4 protein-coding genes are annotated in these 3979 nt (G+C 59.5%); 2 read left to right on the top strand and 2 right to left on the bottom strand.

The window, feature by feature from the left end:
- The first annotated feature begins 165 nt into the window (after positions 1-165).
- Together NW808_RS06635 and gcvT are read left to right on the top strand one after the other, a co-directional pair.
- The gene (locus tag NW808_RS06635; protein WP_414420696.1) at positions 166-738 is read left to right on the top strand and encodes an energy transducer TonB; all 573 of its coding nucleotides are present in this window, start codon (positions 166-168) and stop codon (positions 736-738) included.
- Between the two features lie 53 nt (positions 739-791).
- Positions 792-1925: a glycine cleavage system aminomethyltransferase GcvT gene (gene gcvT / locus NW808_RS06630; protein WP_414409991.1), complete on the top strand. Its 1134-nt coding sequence runs from the start codon at positions 792-794 to the stop codon at positions 1923-1925.
- Here gcvT and NW808_RS06625 read toward each other — a convergent pair.
- Both NW808_RS06625 and NW808_RS06620 read right to left on the bottom strand, forming a co-directional pair.
- Positions 1922-2878, bottom strand: a complete 957-nt coding sequence (locus tag NW808_RS06625; RefSeq protein ID WP_414404981.1) for a sigma-70 family RNA polymerase sigma factor — start codon at positions 2876-2878, stop codon at positions 1922-1924. The two genes, gcvT and NW808_RS06625, sit on opposite strands and share 4 nt — an antisense overlap.
- Positions 2879-3706: 828 nt before the next feature.
- On the bottom strand, positions 3707-3979 hold a 273-nt coding region (locus NW808_RS06620), incomplete at its 5' end, for a hypothetical protein (RefSeq protein ID WP_414420695.1).

Raw genomic sequence — 3979 nt, 5'->3', positions numbered from 1 at the left:
CCATTTTTTTTATTTAAAGAAGACCCCGGAAGACTCTATAGCGTAGCGTCTCGTGGGCGCGGAGATGTGTAAAAGCGACAGCCTCGGTCCAGGGCAACGCCAACTGCAGCGCCGCCTCCACCTACCGCAGCCCCCAAACCCACTCCCACTCAGACTCCGCCACCTGTGGCGGCCGCTCCTCCTGCTCCGCCCGCGCAGCCCAGAGAGCGGGCCTCGGATCTCAGCCAATTGCAACCCCTTGCGCCTGCTCCCCAGCCGCCGACAGAGGTTTCCCCTGCTGAGCGGTCCTCCGAGGCTTCTCAGTTGGGACCGCCCATCAGCGCTTCTGCGCCCAGCGATGGAGGTGGGATCCAGGGCGGAGGAGCCAGCGGCTTGGCCAACCCCACCCAGTCAGCTCCCAACTCCCCCAGTGTGGCGGCGCGGGCCAATGTGGATTGGGGCCCCTGGCTAGCAGCTTTGCAGCGCAAGGTGGAACAGAATTGGATCCCAGGCCAGACCGGCACTTCCCGCCGCACCGTAGTGATCTTCACGGTGGGTCGGGGTGGCGAGCTGCAGAGCATTCGCCTGGCCCGCACTTCCGGCAGCCAACAAACCGACGACGCGGCGCTGACGGCAATTCAGCGGGCGGCACCCTTTTTGCCCCTGCCTGAGGCCTATGAGGGCAACTCGGTGACGATCAACTTCACCTTCGACATCAACGTTTTGGGCCAGTTGACGGTGGACGGATCTGCCAACTAGACCCCTGAAGCGAGCTCCAAGAAAGGTACGAGGTTGGGTTTAAAGCTCCCTTCATGAGCCAAACGCCGCTGCAGCGCACCCCCCTGTTCCCCTTGCACCAAGCCTTGGGGGCGCGTTTTGTCTCCTTTGCCGGATGGGAAATGCCGCTGTACTACCAGGGTGTGGTGGCTGAGCATCGGGCGGTGCGGGAGCAGGCGGGGATATTCGACATCTCTCACATGGGCAAGTTCACCCTTTGGGGACCGGAGCTGGGATCCCACCTCAGCCGTCTCGTGCCCAGCGATCTCAGCGCTGTGCGGGTGGGCTCTGCTCGCTACACGGTTTTGCTCAACCCCCTGGGGGGCATTGTGGACGACGTCATCTTCTACCGGCATCCACCGGAAGGAGAGCTGGAGCACTGGAGCCTGATCGTCAACGCGGCCACCTGCCAGAAAGACAGGGAATGGCTGCAGCAGCAAGGGATCCCTGGCCTAGAACTTCAAGATCGCACGGTGTCCCACGTGTTGCTGGCCGTCCAGGGGCCGGCAGCGGAAGAGGTTTTGCAGCCTTTTCTAGAGGGATCCTTGAAAGCTTTACGCCGATTTCAACATGGGCAGTTTATCCCTAAAGCTCCTCAAAGGGAGAGCTCCGCAGAAGCAAGTATCTTCGTGACCCGCACCGGCTACACCGGCGAAGATGGCTTTGAGCTCCTGCTCAGTCCCTCAGACGGCCGCTGGCTCTGGGAGCAACTGGTGCAGGCAGGAGTCCAGCCCTGTGGCCTGGGCTGCCGCGATACGCTGCGGTTGGAGGCTGGCTTTTGCCTCTACGGGCAAGACATAGATGAGAGCACCACTCCTCTCGAAGCCGACCTGGGCTGGCTGGTCAACAACCCGGCAGAGTACCTAGGCAAGGCGGCGCTAGAAAACCAGCGGGCCGAGGGGATCCCTCGTCGTCTGGTGGGATTTCGCATGCTGGATCGAGCCATTCCCCGCAGCGGCTATGCCATCTATGCTCCCAACTCCTCTCAGCCGATTGGCCGGGTAACCAGCGGCACCCACTCTCCCACCTTGGGCTATGGCATTGGCCTGGGGTACGTGGATTCGACTTGGGCCGAGGTGGGATCCCGGCTGGAGATTGAGATTCGGGGCCAGCGCCGGCTTGCCGAGGTGGTGAAAAAGCCCTTTTACCGGAGGCAGGCCCCGGCCTAGTTGGAGGGATTGAGCCGTTTGCCAGTCTTGGGGGTGGAGTATTCCTGCTGCAGCCGCCGCAATTTCCGCAGGGCCCGCCGCTCAATTTGCCGCACCCGCTCCCGCGACAGGCCAATGTGCTCCCCAATCTCGCGCAGCGTCATCCTCTTGGCTCCATCTAGGCCGTAGCGGGCTACGATGACCTGCTGCTCGCGTTCGCTCAGTTGCCTCACAAGGGCGCGGACTTCCTCCCAACGGGCAATCCGAGTGAGATGCTCGACTGGGTCGTTGTCTTCGTCAGGGATAAAGTGCTGCAGCTCCGTGCCGTCCTCATCGCCCACACTCACGTTGAGGGAACAGATCTCGGCCATGTGGCGGGTGATCAGCTCGCGGTAGTTGTCGCCAATATCCAGCGAATCGAAAACTTCTTCGGCTGCAGGTCGGGATCCCTTCTGAGCGGATAGCTCGCGGTAGCGCCGCTTCACCTGGGAGACCTTCTCGTACATGTGGGCAGGCAGACGAATGAGGCGCCCTTTGTTTTGGATGCCGCGGTTTACGCTCTGCCGGATCCACCAGGTAGCGTAGGTGGAGAACTTGTACCCTCGCGTGGGATCAAACTTTTCCACGGCGCGGGTGAGGCCGATGGTGCCCTCTTGGATGAGATCCAAAAACGGCAAGCCGCGGTTGCGGTAGCGCTTAGCAATCGATACCACTAGGCGTAGGTTGCACTCCACCATGCGCCTTTTGGCCGCTTCCCCCTCCTGTAGGATCCGCTGCAGCTCTTCCACGGGGATCCCCACCCGTCGGCTCCAGTCCTCGAGCGACTCATCCTGCCGCCGCTGTTCCAGGAGGGCCATCATTCGCTGTACCTGGTAGGCCAGGCGAAGCTCCTCTTCAGGGCTGAGCAACGAGTAGCGACCAATGATTTTCAAGAAACGGCCTACTGCATCTTGCAGGTCAAGGCTTTCCGACATATCCAACCCCACACCCTAAACTACGCCCTGTCCGGGCTTTCGCCTCTCCTGTTGCTTTAGGCCTTTCCCCTAGCAGGAGAAGTTGACCGCTCTGCAAGCAGCATCTCCTTCATACCAGAAGAGCAGACTTTCTGTAAAGGTTTTGGCACTTCAAAAATTTGAACTTCTGGTAAACGCCTAGTTCAGAAAACTTACTGAGCCTGTCTCGCCTGGCTCTACCTAAAGTGTTTTCAAACTGACCTTTTGGATGTACAACTCTACCAGTAGATGTTGCGAAAGATAAACCAACTTCCCTAGTCAAGAGAAAAGCTCATAGAAATAAATGGGTAAAAAATAGCTTAAATTGGATACTTCCTGAGGGCCATATTCCTTCGGGCTAAGACAAAAAGTCCAGAAAAATGCTTGAGGATATCTGTATGGGCACGGACATTTGATTGCAGCGATCCGGCACCTGCTTCCGACAGCAGCTAGCCTTAGGGGCTTGCTCAGCAAAATCCTGAAAAAGGCCAGCAGCTACCTCGAGCTTTCAAGTAGCCCCAACCTGAAACCAGCCAAAGCTGGCTCCAGGAAAAGCCATGACTGGGCTATCCCAAGTCTAGAGTATAGCGAGGATTCAGGCACTATATATGGGGTCAGCCCTCGGAGCTGAGCTCCTGCTGTAGCTTATTGCCTGAGTAGGGGCTGCGCAGCCCAGGTGGGAAAAGTCGCAGTCCTTGGGGCCGCACCTGCCGCTCCGCCAACGGAATGGGTGTCAGCCGCGGCAAAGGGGTAGCCTCTGGCTGAGATCTGGGCGTTGGTGTTGGGGTCGGTGTGGGCCTGGGCGTTGGCTTAGCCGTGGTCTCTGCTGGAGACGGAGGGGTAGGCTCGGCCAGAATCGCTTCTGGCGTCGGACGACGGCGCGGCGCGGGCGTAGGTGGCGACTCTGGTGTAGGTGTGGGTGCCAGCGGTGGAGTTGGGGTCAGCGTAGGGGTAGCGGAGGGTGTCGAAGTAGGAGTGGGAGTGGGCGTCGGAGTCGAAGTTGGAGTGGGTTTTGTACTTAGAGCTGTCTAATATACACATCTGAAGCTGCCGAAGACTCCTTACGTGTACATCTCGGTTGTC

The organism is Synechococcus sp. W70.1, assembly GCF_047461515.1.
GTDB lineage: Bacteria > Cyanobacteriota > Cyanobacteriia > Thermostichales > Thermostichaceae > Thermostichus.
The sequence above is the reverse complement of the archived record's forward strand: the minus strand, read 5'-3'. Positions and strand labels throughout refer to the sequence as shown.

Coding starts and splice junctions, on each gene's coding strand:
- NW808_RS06625 (WP_414404981.1), bottom strand. CDS start 2,878: ATGTCGGAAAGCCTTGACCTGCAAGATGCAGTAGGCCGTTTCTTGAAA.
- gcvT (WP_414409991.1), top strand. CDS start 792: ATGAGCCAAACGCCGCTGCAGCGCACCCCCCTGTTCCCCTTGCACCAA.